The following is a 17,944-nucleotide window of genomic DNA, read 5'->3' as shown; positions in this document are numbered from 1 at the left end:
TGCTGCCGCGCTGAATGGTCACCGTCACGAGCGCGCGCCAATGGCGGCTTCCAAGGTGCAACGGTCGTCGATGTCACAATCGAAAACGTTGGCAAATCGGCTGAACCGGTCTTCCACGCCATCTGGCGCCGGGCCTGCCGGTTAGCGTGGTTTCAATTGCTCGACAACATACTGGCTGACGATCAGATCCAGTTGCGCACCGCCGGCATTCTTGTAAACCGTCCGGTCTCCGGCCGAACGATGGAACGCCGGCATCCGGCACAGATCGAACAGATCGCCTTCGATATCGCTCCCCCGCATCACGCCCGCTTGCAGCGGGATTTGAATGTCCCCCGACTGGAGCGCATTCTGGCAGTCGTCCACGAAGATCCGCGCGCCGCGGAACACATCGCAATCGGCCTCCTGCATGTCGGGTCGGTATCCGCCCACCAGATCGACATGGGTACCGGGACGCACGCACTCGCCCCGGATCACGGGCATGGATGCGCTGGTGGCGGCTGTGATGATGTCTGCGCGGGCGACCGCGGCATCGAGGTCCTCGACAATGCTGACCCGGATGTTTCTTGCGTCGAGCGCCGAGCGCGCGGCTTCGAGCCTCGACGGCGTGCGATTCCACAGCAACACTTCGCGGATGGAAGGCCGGATGTGCAGGTAAGCGTCCGTCAGTGACCTTGCAACCGGACCCGCGCCCAGCACCAGCAACACCTCACTGTGCTCGCTGCTCAGCATGCGGGCCGCCAGCGCGGAATCGGCCGCGGTTTTCCATCGCGTGATTTCGGGGCCGTCCAGCATCGCGACGAGCCCCTTGGTGCGCTCGTCCAGGACCAGAAACGCCGCCTGCTCCGACGGCAGCGGCGGGACGGCCGCGCCATTGGCCGGGTGGATCGACGCGATCTTGACCCCGGCACCCCGGCCCGGCAGGATCACGCCCCGGCTGAACAGGCCGAAGCTCGCATCTCCGATGAAGTAGCTGCCGCCGCTCGGCCGGGCCCCGGCGTGCCCGCGGTGCAACGCGTCGAGAACGCCGGACCAGTCGAGCACCGACTGGATCTGCTGCGCGGAAATGATCTGCATGCGTGCCGTTCCTACTGTTTCGGCCAGATGTCCGCAAGGGTGTAGCCCTCGGGAAAGGGGTCGTCGTGATCCAGCACGATGGTGTGGATGCCTTGGATCCAGCTGGTGCCGGCCAGCGTCGGCACCACGGCCGCTTGCTCGCCAATGCGGGTCGTCTCCTCCAGGCGGCCGGTGAAGACAGTGCCGAGGATGCCCTGGTGCCGGAAGTCCTGGTGCAATGGCAGTTCGCCCTTGGCGTGCAGCACGGCCATCTTGGCGCAGGTGCCGGTGCCGCAGGGGCAACGATCGATCGCGCCGGTCCAGGTGGCCGGATCGTCCCACGAGAGCGGCCCGGTGGGCATCGTGACCGCGTTCTTCCAGTCGGCCCGCGGGTCGTCGGTGGGGCCCGAGAGCTGGGAAATCGTGATGCCGACGCCCGGATAGTCGGGATGCGCGACCGGCAACTGCTCGATGGCGGCATGCCGGATCATGGCCGAGATCCGCGCGATCTCCTTGCCATGTTCGGGCTTGAGTTCAAGCCCCGGAAACTGGCGCACGTCGGCAATGGCGTAGAACATGCCGCCCCAGCCGACATCCACGCGCACCTTGCCCAAATGCGGCACGTCGATGATGGCATCGAGATGCGCGGCAAATGCCGGTACGTTCCTGAACCTTACGCTCTTGACCTTGCCGTCCTTGCACTCGGCGGTGATGCGGATCAGCCCGGCCGGTGCTTCCAGCGTCAGCTCGGTCACCGGCTCCTGCATCGGCAGCATGCCCATTTCCAGCAGCACGGTGGCCACGGAGATGGTGTTGCCGCCAGACATCATCGGGTACTCGACCTGCTCCAGGATGATGTAGCCGGCGTCCGCCTCCGGGTGACAGGGCGGCACGACGATGTTGCAACAGTGGGCTGGATAGCCGCGCGGCTCGCGCAGCAGCAGCTTGCGCAATCCGTCGTCATTGGCTTCCAGCCATTTCATCTTGGCATGGACGGTGTCGCCGGGAATATGCGGGATGCCGCCGGTCACGACGCGCATGGGAATACCCGAATGGGTCTCCACGGCATGGATGCTTCTCTTGAAACCCATGAGCTGATTTCCTCTTACGTATCGCCACCCCTGTGCGGCATGAAGAGAAATTTATGCTGGTTTCGCCGCAAACTTAAGCGACATTTCCTCCGGCATTCCTTCAACTTTTGGTTGAAGATTGCACGGCGAGCTGCTGCCTGATCCACTGGCAGAATCGTTTGCACACGCTGGCGTCCGACTTGTCTTTTCGCACGGAGAGGTAATGGCCACGATTCCTCATGACGGTCTTGTGCGGCAGCGGACGCACCAGCTCGCCGCTGTCAACCAGGTGCCCGACAAGATGATGCCAGCCCAAGGCCACCCCTTGATGCGCCAGCGCCAGCTGCACGATGGCCGGATAATCATTGCTGGTGAATAGCTGCCGCGGGATGTCGGCGCGCCAGCTGGTATCCACATCATGAAGCGCCAGCCAGACTTTCCAGTCGATATGCTCGGAAATCTGCGAGCGACCGTAAGCGCTGAGATCCAGCAGCGACATGTCGAGCAATCCCTCGGGTGCCGCGATCGGGCCATGGCGCTGCAGATATTGCGGAGTGCAAACCGGATAGACCTCGTCGTCGAACAGGTGCTCGCTGTCGTATCCGTCGCGCAAGCTGGCCAGCTTCGCGATGTACACGTCCGGCTGCACACCTGCTTCCATCGAAATGAAATTTTGCGTGGCCAGCACGGTGAGCTCGATATCCGGCGCGTCTTGAAGGAATTCGGGCAGCAGCCTATGGAGCCACAGCGCCGAAAACGCGGGCGAACAACACACGATCAGGGTTTGCCGGGCCGGAATTCTCTTGCGCAGGCGTTCGGCGGCCTGATGAATATTAATCAGCGAAAGCTGGGCGGCATCCTTGAACATCTCGCCATCGGCCGTCAGTGCGACCGTTCTGCCCGAGCGGACAAACAGCGGCGTCCCGAGGTAGTCCTCCAGTTCCCGCACCTGCTTGCTTACGGCTGCCGGGGTCACGCTCAGAGCGTTGGCGGCCCCTGTAAAACTGCTGAACTTTGCGGCGGCGAGGAATGACTTGATGGCCCGCAGCGAAAGCGCGCCGACCAGGGTTTCGCTGATTTCGAATTGAGGCGCCATGACGATGTCGACCAACCTAAGGGGATCGGGAAAGAGCCCGAAACAAGGACTTGCCCGAGATTCCATGAAACAACGGCGCTATTTTCATATTCCAGCGGACCGTGTTCAAGTAGCAACGCCTAAGTTAGGTCCATGCTAACCCTGCGCGCAGAGGCCCAGGAAGACTGCTTTGGTCGATGACACGACGCCGGCTCATGGCGATCTAGTGGCCGCTTGTGGAGTGGAGCAGGCTGCTAAATGTCATGGCGACGCATCAAATGAAGGTCTCCTTCTGGCAGATTTCACCAGTTCGACGACTCATTCTCAAACGGAAGAGGGGGAAGAGGAGTTCGCCGAAGGCAGCAATTAGGTTTGCAAGTAAATAAAAACAAATCGATTGGCGAATTGCTCTTTCTTAAGTCCGGAACCATCCAATCGGGATCATGCCCTGCGAGGTTGCCATGGGGCACGGCCGACGGCAGCGTGACTCCCAAGTTTGGCAACTCGAGCCAGTTACGGGATCGACGCTGGCGTGTTGCCCTATTCAGACGGGGGCGTCCACGCCAGCGGACAGCCCCCATTCCAGGCTCGTCGAGTGTTAGCGATAGACCGGGAAGCGCCGGGTCAGCTCGGCGACTTGCGCGCGTACGCGCTCGATCGTTGCCGCGTCTTCCGGACTCTCGAGTACCTCAGCGATGAGGTTGCCGACCACTTCGGCTTCCTTCGTACCGAAGCCCCGTGTCGTCATTGCCGGCGACCCCAGGCGGATGCCGCTCGTCACGAACGGCTTTTCCGGATCGTTCGGGATCGCGTTCTTGTTGACGGTGATGTGCGCCGCGCCGAGTGCCGCTTCCGCAGCCTTGCCGGTAATCTTCTTCGCGCGCAGGTCGACCAGCATCACGTGGCTTTCCGTGCGGCCCGACACGATGCGCAGACCGCGCTTGACGAGTGTCTCGGCCAGCACACGCGCGTTGTCGATCACGCGCTGCTGGTATTCCTTGAACTCGGGCGACAGCGCTTCCTTGAACGCGACAGCCTTGCCAGCGATCACGTGCATCAGCGGTCCCCCCTGGATACCCGGGAAAATCGCCGAGTTGATCTGCTTCTCGTACTCGGCCTTCATCAGGATCACGCCGCCGCGCGGACCGCGCAGGCTCTTGTGGGTAGTCGTGGTGACGAAATCGGCGTGCGGTACCGGGTTCGGGTACACACCGGCTGCGATCAGGCCAGCGTAGTGCGCCATGTCGACCATCAGGTACGCGCCGACTGACTTCGCGATCTTCGACAATCGCTCGAAATCGATGCGCAGCGCGAACGCGGATGCGCCCGCCACGATCAGCTTCGGCTTGTGTTCCTGCGCGAGCTTTTCAGCAGCGTCGTAGTCGATGTCTTCGGCTTCGTTCAGACCGTAGCTGACCACGTTGAACCACTTGCCCGACATGTTGACCGGCGAGCCGTGCGTGAGGTGACCGCCGTGCGCGAGGCTCATGCCCATGATCGTGTCGCCCGGCTTGAGCATCGCGAAGAACACGCCCTGGTTGGCCTGCGAGCCCGAGTTCGGCTGCACGTTCGCCGCTTCGGCGCCGAACAGCTGCTTCACGCGGTCGATCGCCAACTGCTCGACGACGTCGACGTGTTCGCAGCCGCCGTAATAGCGCTTGCCCGGGTAACCCTCGGCGTACTTGTTCGTGAGTTGCGAGCCCTGCGCGGCCATCACGGCCGGGCTCGTGTAGTTTTCCGACGCGATCAGTTCGATGTGCTCTTCCTGACGGCGGTTTTCGTCCTGGATTGCATTCCAGAGTTCCGGATCGACGTATTCGACGGTACTGATTGCGCGACTGAACATGAAAGTTTCCGATTGAAAGTGAAAAGATGCTTTAGTGGACACGAGTCGCGCCGAGGGCAGGCCAAATAACACACGAACAATGGAAGCCGTCGGCATGTGAGCACGTTGGAGCCGGGCGATGGGCACCACCTCAATTGGTGGCTCCAACCCGACTGTCCGCCAGCCTGACGGCGGGCAGACGCTGGGTGATCGCTCGGCTCCATTTGAAAGTAGACACGGCGTCACCGACTAGAACGTTTGCGACATACCGCTAGGACGCGCGCTCGCAAAACGGCATGCGCGGCGCGGCGATCACCTCTTCGCCCTACGGATGTTTTCCCTGCGCATCACAGCGCGCGAGCACAGAGTCTCGGGCATCCACGGCGCTCGCCATCATGGCGCCAGTTCTGATCAAGATCGGTACAGGTATTTTCAGCAAGCACAGCAGGGCGCGTGGCGGCGCCGTCCAACACCAACGCCGTTTTTATTCTATCGGCCGGTTTTACGGTTTGGTGTACTGGCGTTACTCCGCGATTACCGCGATCCGCCCACTTACCCTGAGCAAGGTTTCCATGAACGTCAGCGTTTTCGACCTGTTCAAGATCGGCATCGGCCCATCGAGTTCGCACACGGTCGGCCCGATGATCGCCGCGTGCCGCTTCGCTTCGCATATCGAGGACGCGAATCTGCTCGCGTTCGTGTGCCGCGTCAAAGTCGAGCTTTACGGTTCGCTCGGTGCGACGGGCAAGGGCCACGGCACCGACAAGGCCGTGCTGCTTGGCCTGGAAGGCCATCTGCCCGACAATCGACCCCGACCTGATCGAGCCGCGGCTCGCGCAGATCCGCAAAGAGAAGCGTCTCTCGCTGCTCGGCAAGCAGGAGATCAGTTTCGAGGAGAAGGAGCACATCGCGTTCTTCCGGCGCCTGATGAGCGGCACGGGCAGCGTCGTGCACCCGAACGGGATGCGCTTTCAGGCCTTCGATGAGAACGGCCAGTGCCTCATCGAGAAAGATTACTACTCGATCGGCGGCGGCTTCGTCGTGAATCGCGAAGGTGATCGCGTGAACGGCTTGGGCGCGGGCGGCGAGGTGCCGTATCCGTTCCGTACCGGCGACGATTTGCTGCGCGTGTGCCGCGAAAGCGGTCTCTCCGTCGCGCAGGTGACGTTCGCGAACGAATGCGCGTCACGCTCGCCGGAAGATGTGCGCGAAGGTTTGCTGGCGATCTGGCGCACGATGGCCGCGTGTGTCGACCGTGGCTGCAAGATGCACGGCGAGCTGCCCGGGCCGATGCGCGTGAAGCGTCGCGCTGCGGATCTTTCCATGCAACTGCGAGCGCGTTCCGAAGAGTCGCTGCGCGATCCGCTGTCGATGCTCGACTGGGTCAACCTGTATGCAATGGCCGTCAACGAAGAGAACGCCGCCGGCGGCCGCGTCGTGACCGCGCCGACCAATGGCGCGGCCGGCGTGATTCCCGCCGTGCTGCATTACTACGTGAAGTTCGTGCCGGGCTCGAACGAAAACGGCATCGTCGACTTCCTGCTGACGGCGGCCGCGATCGGCATCATCTACAAGGAGACGGCGTCGATCTCCGGCGCCGAAGTGGGCTGCCAGGGCGAAGTGGGTGTTGCGTGTTCGATGGCCGCGGCAGCACTCGCTGCCGTGATGGGCGGCACGCCGACGCAGGTCGAGAATGCCGCCGAAATCGGCATGGAGCACAACCTGGGCATGACTTGCGACCCCGTCGGCGGGCTCGTGCAGATTCCCTGCATCGAGCGTAACGCGATGGGCGCGATCAAGGCGCTGAACGCGTCGCGGATGGCCTTGAAGGGCGATGGCCAACACTATGTGACGCTGGACAACGTCATCAAGACGATGCGTGAAACGGGCGCCGACATGAAAACGAAATACAAGGAGACGTCGCGCGGTGGTCTCGCCGTGAACGTCATCGAATGCTAAAGGGAGGACCAGTCACATGAGCCGCTATTCGATATTCAGTCTGTTCCGCAATGGGTTGTCGTATCACGAGAACTGGGAGCGACAGTGGAGGAGCCCGGAACCGAAGAAGGAATACGACGTCGTGATCGTCGGTGGAGGCGGGCATGGTCTGGCGACCGCGTACTACCTCGCGAAGGAACACGGCGTGAAGAATGTCGCGATTCTGGAGAAGGGCTGGATTGGTGGCGGCAATACCGCGCGCAACACGACGATCGTGCGTTCCAATTACCTATGGGACGAATCCGCCGCGCTGTACGAAAAGGCGTTGAAGCTGTGGGAGGGTCTGTCGCAGGACCTCAATTACAACGTGATGTTCAGCCAGCGCGGCGTGATGAATCTCGCGCACTCGCTGCAGGACGTGCGCGACACTGAGCGCCGCGTGAACGCGAACCGGTTGAACGGTATCGATGCCGAGTTCATCACGCCCGAACAGATCAAGGAAATCGAGCCGACCATCAACCTGAACAGCCGCTATCCGGTGCTCGGCGCATCGATCCAGCGTCGCGCGGGCGTCGCGCGGCATGACGCCGTCGCGTGGGGCTTCGCGCGCGGCGCGGACCAGCATGGCGTCGACATCATTCAAAACTGCCAGGTAACAGGCATTCGCCGCGACGGTGGGCGCGTGACGGGCGTCGATACCGTGAAGGGCTTCATCAAGGCGAAGAAGGTGGCGGTGGTCGCGGCCGGCAATACGTCGACGCTCGCCGACATGGCGGGCATCCGGCTGCCGCTCGAAAGCCATCCGCTGCAGGCGCTCGTGTCGGAGCCGATCAAGCCCGTGGTCAACTCGGTGATCATGTCGAACGCGGTCCACGCGTACATCAGCCAGTCCGACAAGGGCGATCTCGTGATCGGCGCCGGCATCGATCAATACACGGGCTTTGGCCAGCGCGGCAGCTTCCACGTCATCGAAGGCACGCTGCAGGCGATCGTCGAGATGTTCCCGGTGTTCTCGCGGGTGCGGATGAACCGTCAGTGGGGCGGCATCGTCGACGTGTCGCCGGATGCGTGCCCGATCATCAGCAAGACCGATGTCAAGGGCCTTTACTTCAACTGCGGCTGGGGCACGGGTGGCTTCAAGGCGACGCCGGGCTCGGGCTGGGTGTTCGCACATACGATCGCGAAGGACGAACCGCACGCGCTGATCGCGCCGTTCTCGCTGGACCGCTTCCACAGCGGCCATCTGATCGACGAACACGGCGCTGCTGGCGTCGCCCACTAACGCTTACCGCAACGACTTTGCATGGGACCCGAGTACGGCGCTAAAGCACCAACTCGGGTCGACAGAGGAGATTGAATCATGCTGCTGATCGAATGCCCGTGGTGCGGGCCACGCGCCGAATCCGAATTCAACTGCGGCGGCGAAGCCGACATTGCGCGCCCGCTCGACACCGACAAGCTCACCGACAAGGAATGGGGCGACTACCTGTTCATGCGCAAGAACCCGCGCGGCTTGCACCGTGAGCAATGGCTGCATACGCAGGGCTGCCGCCGCTGGTTTATGGCGACTCGCGACACGGTCAGCTACGACATCAAGGGTTACGACACGTTCGGGACGTCTCCCGCTAACCCGCAGAAGAAGGGCAACAGAAAATGAGCCAGAAAGACCGCCTCGGCGCCGGTGGGCGCATCAACCGCGCGATTCCGCTGACCTTCACGTTCAACGGGCGCACGTATCAGGGCTTTCAGGGCGACACGCTGGCGTCGGCCTTGCTCGCGAACGGCGTGCACTTCGTCGCGCGCAGCTTCAAGTATCACCGTCCGCGTGGCATCGTCACGGCCGACGTTGCGGAACCGAATGCCGTCGTGCAACTGGAGCGCGGCGCGTATACGGTGCCGAATGCACGCGCGACGGAAATCGAGCTGTATCAGGGGCTCGTCGCAACGAGCGTGAACGCCGAGCCGGACATCGAGCATGACCGCATGGCGGTCAACCAGAAGTTCTCGCGCTTTTTACCCGCGGGCTTCTACTACAAGACGTTCATGTGGCCGCGCAAGTGGTGGCCGAAGTACGAAGAGAAGATTCGCGAAGCGGCGGGTCTCGGCAAGTCGCCTGAGGTGAGCGACGCCGATCGCTACGACAAGTGCTTCGCGCATTGCGACCTGCTGGTCGTCGGCGGCGGTCCTACAGGGCTGGCTGCGGCGTATGCGGCCGGCTCGAGCGGTGCGCGCGTGATTCTCGTTGACGATCAGCGCGAACTCGGCGGAAGCCTGTTGTCGTGCATGACGGAGATCGACGGACGCCCGGCCATGCAATGGGTCGAGAAGATCGAAGCGGAACTGTCGCGCATGCCGGACGTGAAGATCCTGTCGCACAGCACTGCTTTCGGTTACCAGGACCACAACCTCGTCACGGTGGCGCAGCGTCTGACCGAACACCTGCCCGTGTCGATGCGCAAGGGCACGCGCGAACTGCTGTGGAAGATCCGGGCGAAGCGCGTGATCCTCGCGACCGGCGCACAGGAGCGTCCCATTGTGTTCGGCAACAACGATCTGCCGGGCGTGATGCTGGCCTCCGCCGTATCGACGTATATCCATCGCTTCGGCGTGATGCCGGGGCGCAACGCCGTCGTGTTCACCAACAACGACGCGGGATATCAATGCGCGCTGGACATGAAGGCGAGCGGCGCAAGCGTCGTGGTCATCGACCCGCGCGCACAGGGCAGTGGCGCATTGCAGGCAGCGGCGCGTCGCGGTGGGGTGAAGATCATCAACAACGCGGCCGTGATGACGGCACACGGCAAGCTTCGGGTAACGTCGGTGGAGGTGGTCGCCTACGCGAACGGCAAGGCGGGCGTGAAGCAAGCTGAGATTCCGTGCGATCTCGTCGCGATGTCGGGTGGCTTCAGCCCCGTCCTGCATCTGTTCGCGCAGTCGGGCGGCAAGGCGCAGTGGAACGATACGATCGCGTGCTTCGTGCCGGGTAAAGGCATGCAGTCGGAAACGAGCGTCGGCGCTGCGGCGGGAGAGTTCAGCCTTGCGCGCGGCATGCGTCAGGCAGTCGATGCAAGCGTTGAAGCCGTCAAGTCTATCGGCTATGCGGTGAAGGGCTCGCCAATCCCGCGCGTTGCGGAAGTGACCGAGTCGCCGATCCAGCCGCTGTGGCTCGTCGGCGACCGTGCGCAAGCGGCGCGCGGTCCGAAGCAGTTCGTCGACTTCCAGAACGACGTGTCGGCGGCAGACATTCTGCTTGCCGCACGCGAAGGCTTCGAATCCGTCGAGCACGTGAAGCGTTATACGGCGATGGGTTTCGGTACCGATCAGGGCAAGCTCGGCAACATCAACGGTATGGCGATCCTCGCCGATGCACTCGGCAAGACGATTCCCGAAACGGGCACGACCACGTTCCGCCCGAACTACACACCGGTCACCTTTGGCACGATCGCGGGCCGTGAACTCGGCGATCTGCTCGACCCCATCCGCAAGACGGCCGTGCATGAGTGGCACGTCGAGAACGGCGCGATGTTCGAGGACGTCGGCAACTGGAAGCGTCCGTGGTACTTCCCGAAGAAGGGCGAGGACCTGCATGCGGCCGTCAGGCGTGAATGTCTCGCGGTGCGCAACAGCGTCGGCATGCTGGACGCGTCGACGCTCGGCAAGATCGACATCCAGGGGCCGGACGCCGCGAAGCTGCTGAACTGGATATATACGAATCCGTGGACCAAGCTCGAAGTCGGCAAATGCCGCTATGGTCTGATGCTCGACGAGAACGGCATGGTGTTCGATGACGGTGTGACCGTACGCCTCGGCGAACAGCACTTCATGATGACGACCACGACGGGCGGCGCCGCGCGCGTGCTGACGTGGATGGAGCGCTGGCTGCAGACGGAATGGCCCGATATGAAGGTGCGCCTTGCGTCCGTCACCGATCACTGGGCGACATTCGCCGTCGTCGGTCCGAAGAGCCGCAAGGTCCTGCAGAAAGTGTGCAGTGACATCGACTTTGCCAACGAGGCGTTCCCGTTCATGTCATATCGCAACGGCACGGTGGCGGGCGTGAAGGCGCGCGTCATGCGGATCAGCTTCTCAGGCGAGCTTGCGTACGAAGTGAACGTGCCCGCGAACATGGGCCGCGCCGTGTGGGAGGCGCTGATGGCCGCCGGCGCCGAGTTCGACATCACGCCATACGGCACGGAAACGATGCACGTGCTGCGAGCGGAGAAGGGCTACATCATCGTCGGTCAGGACACGGACGGGTCGATCACGCCGCACGATCTCGGCATGGGCGGCCTCGTCGCGAAGTCGAAAGACTTTCTCGGACGCCGTTCGCTGTCACGCCTCGATACCGTGAAGGAGGGCCGCAAGCAGTTCGTCGGCCTGCTGTCGGACGATCCGCAGTTCGTGATTCCGGAAGGCAGCCAGATCGTCGCGGGTCCGTTCCAGGGCGCGACCGCGCCGATGCTCGGACACGTGACGTCGAGCTATTACAGCCCGATCCTGAAGCGCTCGATCGCGCTCGCGGTGGTCAAGGGCGGTTTGGACAGGATGGGCCAGAGCGTGACGATCCCGCTTTCGAGCGGAAAACAGATCGCCGCGAAGATCGCGAGCCCGGTTTTCTACGACACTGAAGGGGTGCGTCAGCATGTGGAATGACACGAGAGATTTGACGCTCGAGGCAGAGCGTGCGGGCGTAGTGCGACTTGAGTCGCCATTTGTCGGCGTGGCAAGTTTGCTTAAGGAGCAGCAGACGCGCGCGCCGGAAAAATTTGTGATGCGTGAGTCGGCCTTTCTCGATCTCGTCAACGTGCGCGGCGAACCAGGTGACCCTGCATTCGTCAGCGCGTTCGAGCGTGTGGTTGGCTGCCGTCCCCCATCCGCGCCGAACACCGTCTCGCGTAGCGCTGAATACCAGGTCCTATGGCTCGGCCCCGACGAATGGCTCGTTCGTTCAAATGAGCCCGTACTGGACGGTGTGCTCGAGGCGAAGCTTGCCGATGCCCTGAATGGAACATACGCGGCAGCGGTAGATGTGGGTAGTGGCTATACCGTCGTCAATATCAGCGGTGAACACGCGCGTGAGGTACTTTCGCGTGGCTGCCCGCTGGATCTGCATCCGCGTGTATTCAAGGTGGGTCAATGCGCACAGAGCCATTATTTCAAGGCGTCGATCGTGCTGATTCCAACAGCGGATGACGCGTTTGAGATCGTCGTGCGCCGCAGTTTCGCTGACTATTTCTGCCGCATCATGGTTGACGCGGCCGAGCCGCTGACATCATGAAACCTGTCGAAGAACCGTTTGGCCTGTCGCTCGCGACAGCCGCTGGGCTGCCCCAACGAGGGCGTGGCTGGAGCGTATTTATCGAAGCGCTAGCTGTGCCGGCAAGGGTCGGCATTCATCCGCACGAACACGGTGCACCACAGGCAATCGTGATCGACGCGCGACTCGGCTATGGAAGTGCGCCGAGCGAAGCGGGCGGATGGATCGACTACGATGGGTATTGCACGTGCATCGCCGACTTCCTCGCGCACAAACCGCATACGCGCCTGCTTGAAACACTGGTGGCGGATATTGCGGAACTCTCTTTTCGGCGATGGCCTGCCCTTGAAACGCTAACGCTCAGCGTACATAAGCCGAAAATCCGGCCAGGGACGCGGCGCGTAGGCGTCACGCTCGAATGGACGCGGACTGACTATCTGCAATGGTGCAGCGTCTCTGAACGCTGAGTTTCGCTCCCGCCAGCATTCTGACGGGTAGCAAATTGCATGAGGCAACAACCACTGTCGGGTGACAAATATCCTGAGTCGAGGCGGCAGACAGGAAATTGTGGGCGCCTACAGGAGACCGTTCGATCATCTGGTCAACACCGATACGCGATTGTGGTAGGCGAGCGGTGTCGAACTCGAGCTTCTTCCTTGCGTGTCAGTAGTGAACGACGGTCCGGATCGATTTGCCTTCGTGCATCAGGTCGAAGGCTTCGTTGATGCCCGAAAGCGGCTTCGTGTGGGTCACGAACGGCGCGAGCTGGATCTTGCCCTCCATCGCGTCTTCGACCATGCCCGGCAGCTGCGAGCGGCCCTTCACGCCGCCGAAAGCCGTGCCGAGCCAGCGGCGGCCGGTCACGAGCTGGAACGGGCGGGTGGAGATTTCCTGCCCCGCACCGGCCACGCCGATGACGACCGATTGACCCCAGCCGCGGTGCGCGCATTCGAGCGCCGCGCGCATCACGTTGACGTTGCCGATGCATTCGAAGCTGTGATCCACGCCCCAGCCGGTCATGTCGACGATCACCTGCTGAATCGGCTTTTCGTGATCCTTGGGGTTGACGCAGTCGGTTGCGCCGAAGGCGCGTGCCAGATCGAACTTGCCAGGATTGGTGTCGATCGCGATGATGCGACTCGCCTTGGCGAGCTTCGCGCCCTGAATCACCGCAAGGCCAATGCCGCCCAGCCCGAACACAGCGACAGTATCGCCTTCCTGCACCTTGGCGGTGTTCTTCACCGCACCGAGACCCGTGGTTACGCCGCAGCCCAGTAGGCACACCTGCTCGGGATTGGCTTGCGGGTTGATCCTGGCGAGCGACACTTCGGCCACCACTGTGTACTCGCTGAAGGTGGAGCAGCCCATGTAGTGATAGAGGGGCTGGCCGTTGTAGCTGAAGCGGCTCGTGCCGTCGGGCATCACGCCCTTGCCTTGGGTGGCGCGCACCGACACGCACAGATTGGTCTTGCCGCTCTTGCAGAACAGACACTCGCCGCATTCCGCGGTGTAGAGCGGAATCACGTGATCGCCGGGCTTCACGCTAGTCACTCCTTCGCCCACCTCGACGACGATCCCCGCGCCCTCGTGGCCGAGCACGACGGGGAACAGGCCTTCGGGGTCGTCACCCGAAAGCGTGAAGGCATCGGTATGACAAACGCCGGTATGCGTGATCTTCACCAGTACCTCGCCCTTGCGGGGCGGTTCGACGTCGATTTCGACGATCTCGAGGGGTTTACCCGGTGCAAATGCAACTGCGGCACGCGATTTCATAGTAGTCCTGTAAAAAAGGTCCGGCCCACTGGGTATGGGAATTCCTGCAGTGAGCTAACGTAAATAGGTTCGAACGAGGTTCACGACATCATCGATTGATCCGGGGGATTCCGCAGATCCCGCAAGGTGGGTGAACTCTTCGCGCAGATGGCTTTCGAGCACACCGGCCATCACGCCGTTGATTGCGCCGCGGATAGCCGCCAGTTGCTGCAGGACCGGAGCGCAGTCGGCGCCTTCCTCCAGCGCGCGCTCGAGCGCGTCCAGTTGACCGCGTACCTTGCGCATTCGCGTCAGCACGCGCTTCTTTTCTTCGGGGGAATGCGGCATGACAGCGTCGAATTCGTGGATACTGGGGGCTAGTATAGACGGATACTGCCTGGGAGTATATGTTCGCGTCGATTTTGCGGGGAGACGCCAGGTGAATATCGGGGCTGCTTCAGCAGTGCATGCGGCGCATAATGAATCCATCATGGTCCCTGGCCGCGACGAGGTTTTATGCGCTGCGCTAACTGCGGATTCGAGAATCTCAGCAAGGCCAGATTCTGCGAAGCATGCGGGACCATGTTGACCCGCGCATGTCCGCGTTGCGGGCATGAGGCCGCGGCCGCCGCCCGATTCTGCAGCGAGTGTGGGGCGCAACTCACCGAGGAGCCGGCGCAATCCGCTCCAGAGCAACCGCCCGCGCCGATCCCCGCGCCAATCCATTACACGCCCCATCATCTGGCCGAGCGGATCCGCGCCGAGCACGCCGCCATGGAAGCACGTGGCGAGACGGCGGGCGAGCGCAAGACCGTCACGGCGTTGTTCGCGGACATGGCCGGTTCCACCGCCTTGATCCACGGTCTCGACCCGGAAGAAGCCCACCACCTGATCGAACCGGTCGTCGCGCTGATGATGGAAGCCGTCCACTATTACGAGGGCTATGTCGCGAAGTCGCTCGGCGACGGCATCCTCGCTCTGTTTGGCGCACCGATCGCCCACGAAGACCATCCGCAGCGCGCGCTTTTCGCGGCGTTGCGCATGCAGCAGGCAATGCGGTGGCATGGCGACCGTATTCGCCTGGAGAGAGGCATTCCCCTGCAGATCCGCGTGGGCGTGCACACCGGCGAGGTGGTCGTGCGCTCGATCCGCACCGACGATCTGCATACCGACTACGATCCAGTCGGCCATACGATCCACATCGCATCGCGCATGGAGGGCATTGCCGCACCTACGTCGATCCTCGTGAGCGAATCGACTCACAAGCTCGCCGAGGGCTATTTCGAGTTCAAGGCGCTGGGCGCCGCCCAGGTCAAGGGTATTCCCGAGCCGCTGCCCGTGTACGAGTTGCTGGGCCCAGGTGTGCTGCGCACGCGTTTGCAACTGGCTGCACATCGCGGTCTCGCACGGTTCGTCGGGCGCGAGACCGAAATGACGCAGCTAAACCGGGCCCTGGAGGCGGCGCGGGCGGGGCGGGGACAGGTCGTCGGCGTGGTCGGCGAGGCTGGGGTCGGGAAGTCGCGGCTCTTTCATGAATTCAAGGAGCGTACGCGGCGTGGGTGTCTGGTGCTGGAAACGTTTTCTGTCTCGCACGGCAAGGCGTTTGCCAATTTGCCGCTGATCGAGCTCATGAAGAGCTATTTTCAGATCACCGCGCGGGACGACGAGCGCCGCTGCCGTGAAAAAATTGTCGGCAAGGCATTGACGCTCGAGCGCAGCTTTGAGGATTTCGTGCCCTACCTGCTCTATCTGCTCGGCACGGGCGAGTCCGCTTCGGCGCTGGCGGACATGGATCCCAAGGTCCGCCGCGACCGCACCTTCGAGGCCATCACGCAGCTATTGACTCGCGAGAGCCAAAACCAGCCGATCGAGCTGTTATTCGAAGACCTGCAATGGCTTGACCGGGAGACCGAGGCGTTCCTCGTCCACCTCGTCGAGCGCGTGCCGGACACCCGTATCCTGCTGCTCGTGAACTATCGGCCGGAGTATCAGCCAGCGTGGGATTGCAGCCAGATCCGGCTCGAAGCGCTCGGGCCGGGAGAAGCCCAGGGGCTCCTGACGGCCTTGCTCGGCGACGATCCCTCGCTGTTACCCCTCAAGCAGCGCATTCTCGAAAAGACGGAGGGCAACCCGTTCTTCATGGAGGAAGTGGTACAGACGCTCGCCGAGGAGCGGTCCCTGCTCGGCGAGCCGGGACATTACCGGATCGAACGGACACCGGCGGCGCTACATATCCCGACCACGGTGCAGGGCGTGCTTGCCGCGCGTATCGACCGGCTTCCGCTCGCGCAGAAGGAACTGCTGCAAACGCTCGCGGTGATCGGCAAGGAGTTTCCGTTCAGCCTGATCCAGCGTATCTGCGGCGGACAGCTCGCGCGCGTCGACGACGACCTGCGCGAGCTGCTCGCCCACCTCGAAGCCGCGGAGTTCATTTACGAGCGGCCCGCGTATCCCGAGGTCGAGTATTCGTTCAAGCACGCGCTGACGCAGGAAGTAGCGGGCCACTCGCTGCTGACGGAGCGGCGCAGCGCGCTGCACGAGCGCACCGCGAAGGCCATCGAGGCGCTGTTCCCCACGCGTATCGCGGACTATTGCAGCGAACTCGCGCATCACTACAGTCTGAGCGGCAATATTCCCAAGGCGGTGGAATACCTGCACCGCGCCGGGCTGCAGGCACTCAGGCATGCCGCCAACCCGGATGCGATGCATCACCTCGGCGCCGCCCTGGGTCTGCTCGAGCGATTGCCCGATACGCCCGCACGCGCGTCCCTGGAGCTGACGCTACTGCTGGCGTTGGGCCCGGCGTTAATGAACGTGCGCGGCTACGGCGCACCCGAGGTCGCGGCGACTTACGCTCGTGCACGGCAGTTGGGCGAACAGCTCGGCGAGACGTCACAGCTTTTTGCGGCGCTGCTTGGATCGAGAATCAATTGCATGACGCGCGCGCAGTACGCGGTTGCGCGCGAACTGGGCGAACGGATGCTGCGTATGGCGCAGCATGCAAACGATCTGGACTGGCTCCTGGAGGCCCACGGCGCACTCGGTGCCTGCCTGTTCCTCCAGGGCGAACTGGAGGCCGCCGCCGCGTACGAGGAACAGGCGCTCACCCTCTACGATCCCGAACGGCATCAGGTCCATGTATTCGCGCATGGAGTGGATCCCGGCCTGCGGGCCTTGAACTTTCTGGCCTTGATCCAGTGGCTCCGGGGCTATCCCGATCAGGCGCGCAAGCGCAGCATCGAGGCGCTTGCACTCGCGCGCAAGCTCGCCTACGGGCCGACGCTCGCATACACGCTGGCTTACACGGCGGAGCTGCACCAGTTCCGCCGCGAGGTCCCACTGGTTCGGGAGCACGCGGAAGCGGCTATCGCCGTCTCGATTGAACACGGCTTGCCGTACTGGTTCGCCTGGGGAACCATATTGTCGGGCTGGGCGCGAATCGAACCGGGAAGCCTGCAGGAAGGCATGGCGCTGCTGCGCCAAGGCTTGAACGCAGAACAGTCCGCTGGCGGCGAGGAACACCGCTCGTACTTTCTGGCCATTCTCGCCGACTGCCAGTTGAGAGCCGGCGACGTGGAGGGCGGCCTGCGCACGCTCGGGGAAGCCATGACGATCGTGGACAGGACCGGTGAGCGTTTCTACGAGGCCGAATTGCATCGCCTGAAGGGAACCGCGCTGCTCGGTGCGTCGGGCGAGGACGAAGGCGTACCCGAGCGCAGCGACGAGGCGCAGGCGTGTTTCCTCAAGGCGATTGCAATCGCTCGCGCGCAGGGCGCCAGATCGCTGGAGCTGCGCGCCGCGTCGAGTCTGGCCCGTCTGTGGCTGCGTACAGGCAGATCCGACGAGGCGAGGCAAGTGCTGACCGAAGCCTTCGATACGTTCACGGAAGGGTTCGACACCGCCGACCTGCGAGAAGCGAGGACATTGCTCGACGTGCTCACATCGAGTAACGCATGAACTAATGTACCTGGATA

The 17,944-nt window shown here is 62.9% G+C and carries 12 protein-coding genes and 1 pseudogene; 7 read left to right on the top strand and 6 right to left on the bottom strand.

Going from position 1 to position 17,944, the window contains the following annotated elements; genetic code table 11:
* Nucleotides 1–141 precede the first annotated feature (141 nt).
* The 4 genes from L0U84_RS11770 to glyA all read right to left on the bottom strand — a co-directional run bounded on the left by L0U84_RS11770 (nucleotide 142) and on the right by glyA (nucleotide 5,044).
* Entirely contained in the window at nucleotides 142–1,074 is a 933-nt protein-coding gene (locus L0U84_RS11770; RefSeq protein ID WP_233850035.1) for an ornithine cyclodeaminase family protein, read from the bottom strand.
* A gap of 11 nt (nucleotides 1,075–1,085) precedes the next feature.
* Complete coding sequence (locus L0U84_RS11765; protein WP_233850033.1) at nucleotides 1,086–2,144, bottom strand: proline racemase family protein; 1,059 nt, start codon at nucleotides 2,142–2,144, stop codon at nucleotides 1,086–1,088.
* Between the two features lie 100 nt (nucleotides 2,145–2,244).
* Nucleotides 2,245–3,234 carry a LysR substrate-binding domain-containing protein gene (locus L0U84_RS11760; protein ID WP_233850031.1) on the bottom strand — a complete coding sequence of 330 codons (990 nt, stop codon included), beginning with the start codon at nucleotides 3,232–3,234 and terminating at the stop codon, nucleotides 2,245–2,247.
* A gap of 562 nt (nucleotides 3,235–3,796) precedes the next feature.
* Nucleotides 3,797–5,044, bottom strand: a complete 1,248-nt coding sequence (gene glyA, locus L0U84_RS11755) for a serine hydroxymethyltransferase (protein ID WP_233850029.1) — start codon at nucleotides 5,042–5,044, stop codon at nucleotides 3,797–3,799.
* A gap of 551 nt (nucleotides 5,045–5,595) precedes the next feature.
* On the opposite strand from glyA, the pseudogene L0U84_RS11750 reads away from it, so the two are divergent.
* The 6 genes and pseudogenes from L0U84_RS11750 to L0U84_RS11725 all read left to right on the top strand — a co-directional run bounded on the left by L0U84_RS11750 (nucleotide 5,596) and on the right by L0U84_RS11725 (nucleotide 12,685).
* Nucleotides 5,596–6,982: pseudogene (locus tag L0U84_RS11750) on the top strand (L-serine ammonia-lyase).
* A gap of 16 nt (nucleotides 6,983–6,998) precedes the next feature.
* Complete coding sequence (locus L0U84_RS11745) at nucleotides 6,999–8,243, top strand: sarcosine oxidase subunit beta family protein (protein ID WP_233850027.1); 1,245 nt, start codon at nucleotides 6,999–7,001, stop codon at nucleotides 8,241–8,243.
* A 78-nt stretch (nucleotides 8,244–8,321) separates the two neighbouring features.
* Nucleotides 8,322–8,618: a sarcosine oxidase subunit delta gene (locus L0U84_RS11740; protein WP_233850025.1), complete on the top strand. Its 297-nt coding sequence runs from the start codon at nucleotides 8,322–8,324 to the stop codon at nucleotides 8,616–8,618.
* Entirely contained in the window at nucleotides 8,615–11,614 is a 3,000-nt protein-coding gene (locus L0U84_RS11735; RefSeq protein ID WP_233850023.1) for a sarcosine oxidase subunit alpha family protein, read from the top strand. Before L0U84_RS11740 ends, L0U84_RS11735 begins: the two co-directional genes overlap by 4 nt.
* Nucleotides 11,604–12,239, top strand: a complete 636-nt coding sequence (locus L0U84_RS11730) for a sarcosine oxidase subunit gamma (RefSeq protein ID WP_233850021.1) — start codon at nucleotides 11,604–11,606, stop codon at nucleotides 12,237–12,239. The genes L0U84_RS11735 and L0U84_RS11730 overlap by 11 nt, the downstream gene beginning before the upstream one ends.
* Nucleotides 12,236–12,685, top strand: a complete 450-nt coding sequence (locus tag L0U84_RS11725; protein WP_233850019.1) for a dihydroneopterin aldolase — start codon at nucleotides 12,236–12,238, stop codon at nucleotides 12,683–12,685. Before L0U84_RS11730 ends, L0U84_RS11725 begins: the two co-directional genes overlap by 4 nt.
* Before the next feature lie 196 nt (nucleotides 12,686–12,881).
* On the opposite strand, the gene L0U84_RS11720 is transcribed toward L0U84_RS11725, so the two are convergent.
* Together L0U84_RS11720 and frmR are read right to left on the bottom strand one after the other, a co-directional pair.
* On the bottom strand, nucleotides 12,882–13,991 hold the full coding sequence (locus L0U84_RS11720) for an S-(hydroxymethyl)glutathione dehydrogenase/class III alcohol dehydrogenase (protein ID WP_233850018.1): 1,110 nt from the start codon (nucleotides 13,989–13,991) through the stop codon (nucleotides 12,882–12,884).
* A gap of 54 nt (nucleotides 13,992–14,045) precedes the next feature.
* Complete coding sequence (frmR, locus tag L0U84_RS11715) at nucleotides 14,046–14,318, bottom strand: formaldehyde-responsive transcriptional repressor FrmR (RefSeq protein WP_233850017.1); 273 nt, start codon at nucleotides 14,316–14,318, stop codon at nucleotides 14,046–14,048.
* A 168-nt stretch (nucleotides 14,319–14,486) separates the two neighbouring features.
* On the opposite strand from frmR, the gene L0U84_RS11710 reads away from it, so the two are divergent.
* Nucleotides 14,487–17,927 (top strand): adenylate/guanylate cyclase domain-containing protein, encoded by a 3,441-nt coding sequence (locus tag L0U84_RS11710; RefSeq protein ID WP_233850016.1) that lies wholly within the window; start codon nucleotides 14,487–14,489, stop codon nucleotides 17,925–17,927.
* Nucleotides 17,928–17,944: the final 17 nt, after the last annotated feature.

Origin of the sequence: Paraburkholderia sp. HD33-4 (assembly GCF_021390635.1) — a bacterium.
Taxonomy (GTDB): domain Bacteria; phylum Pseudomonadota; class Gammaproteobacteria; order Burkholderiales; family Burkholderiaceae; genus Paraburkholderia.
This window is presented reverse-complemented; position numbering and strand designations above follow the sequence as displayed.